At 75.2% G+C, this 1,532-nt stretch carries 2 protein-coding genes; one reads left to right on the forward strand and one right to left on the reverse strand.

Annotated elements, in window-relative coordinates; genetic code table 11:
* Positions 1-256: 256 nt before the first annotated feature.
* A complete protein-coding gene (locus ICW40_RS20450) occupies positions 257-466 on the reverse strand; it encodes a hypothetical protein (RefSeq protein WP_221655807.1) in 210 nt (69 codons plus the stop codon).
* Between the two features lie 186 nt (positions 467-652).
* Between ICW40_RS20450 and ICW40_RS20455 the strand changes: the two genes are divergently transcribed.
* The gene (locus ICW40_RS20455) at positions 653-1,438 is read left to right on the forward strand and encodes a phosphatase PAP2 family protein (protein ID WP_308121945.1); all 786 of its coding nucleotides are present in this window, start codon (positions 653-655) and stop codon (positions 1,436-1,438) included.
* The last annotated feature ends 94 nt before the right edge of the window (positions 1,439-1,532 follow it).

The raw sequence follows: 1,532 nt of genomic DNA on the forward strand, positions 1-1,532 counted from the left end.
CGGCTGCGGTGCGGCGGGACGGGAGCCGTCGTCGTGCGGGGGAGGGGGCAGCGGAGCTGCGGCGTGCCGGCCCATCAGGTGACCGGCGGGCCGGGCAGGACGTCGCCGGCGCGAGCAGCGGTGACGGCGTCGGGCATGGGGCCCATCGTGGCAGAGCCGGGTGGGGCTCGAAGGCCCGGGGCCCGGCCGGTGCGGGGGCGCAGGGCGCGTGTCGTGCGGCCCGAGGGGCGCAGGGCGGATGCCCCGCGCTCGCCGCTCAGGCGACCGCGGGGCGTCCGTCGTGCTGCGCACCCGCCGCGGAGGCGGCGGAGGCGCGGGGGTGGAGCAGCCGTGCGGTCCGGGTGGGGCGTCGGTCGGCTGCGGGCGTGCCCTGCAGACGGCGACGGACCAGGCGGTCGAGCGAGCGCTCGGACGTCTCCCGCTCGTGCTCTCGGACGGCTATCTCATAGACGGTCAGGGGGTGCATGGTGGTGCTCCTGGGATGTGAAGGGACTGGGTCTGAGGACTGGCCAGGTCCTTCACCGCGGTGGTCCCACGGTGGCAGCCCGCAGGCGCCCGACGCACGCGAATATCGGGCATGTCCGGCACCCGACGTCGGCTCCCCGAGCGGCGCCGAGGGGCGGCGGCCGGGTGCCGATGGCATGCTCGGTGCGTGCCTGAGGGGGAGCAGCGGGGCGTCAGGGGCCGGGCCGGCGGAGCCGCGCGCGGCCTGTGGGCGCGCCGCACGTGGGTCGTCGACCGCGGTCCCCAGGTGGCGATCGTCGTCGGCCTGCTGCTCGTCGTGCTCGGCACGGCGGGGTTCCTCGGCGTCTTCGACGCGGTCCAGGAGAACGACGACCTCGCGGCGCTCGACCGGCCGGTCCTCCAAGGCCTTGCGGACGCGCGAAGCGAGCCGGTGACCGTGGTCCTCACCGTCATCACGACGGTCACGGGACCCGAGGTGCTGCCCGTGCTCGTCCTGCTCGGCACGCTGACGTGGGGCTTCTGGCGCAAGCAGTGGTGGCAGGCGGGCCTGCTGGCCGGGGCGATGATCGCCTCGACGCTCGTGTCGGTCACGATCAAGAACGCGGTGGCGCGGCCCCGTCCGCCGGTCGACACGATGACGGTCGCCGGCGTGGAGACGACCTACTCGTTCCCGTCAGGGCACACCATCGGGACGGCCACGCTGCTCCTCGTGGTGGGGTACCTCGCGTGGATCCGTCGGCCGCGGGTCGGTTCGCTCGTCCTGTGGTTCCTCGTGATCGTGGTCGGGATCCTCGTGGTCGCGCTCAGCCGGCTGTACCTCGGCTACCACTTCGTGACGGACGTGGTCGCGTCCATGGCGCTCGCCGTCGCGGTGCTGGGCGGCGTGGTCGTCGTCGACCGGCGGCGGGCCGTGCGCGCCGCGCGGGTCACCAAGGCGACGGCTCAGGCCGACGGTCCGGCCCCGCCCGCCTGACGGCGCGGCCCGCGTCACGCGAGAACGCCGCGACGACGGCCGGTGGATCGCCGTCGAGCGCCCCTGTCCGGCTTCGCCTGATGGTTGACGTTTC

Origin of the sequence: Actinotalea ferrariae (assembly GCF_019733465.1) — a bacterium.
In the GTDB taxonomy this organism is placed as follows: domain Bacteria; phylum Actinomycetota; class Actinomycetes; order Actinomycetales; family Cellulomonadaceae; genus Actinotalea; species Actinotalea ferrariae_A.

Excerpts from the sequence above, each read along its gene's own strand:
- ICW40_RS20450 (WP_221655807.1), bottom strand. The coding sequence starts at position 466 with ATGCACCCCCTGACCGTCTATGAGATAGCCGTCCGAGAGCACGAGCGG.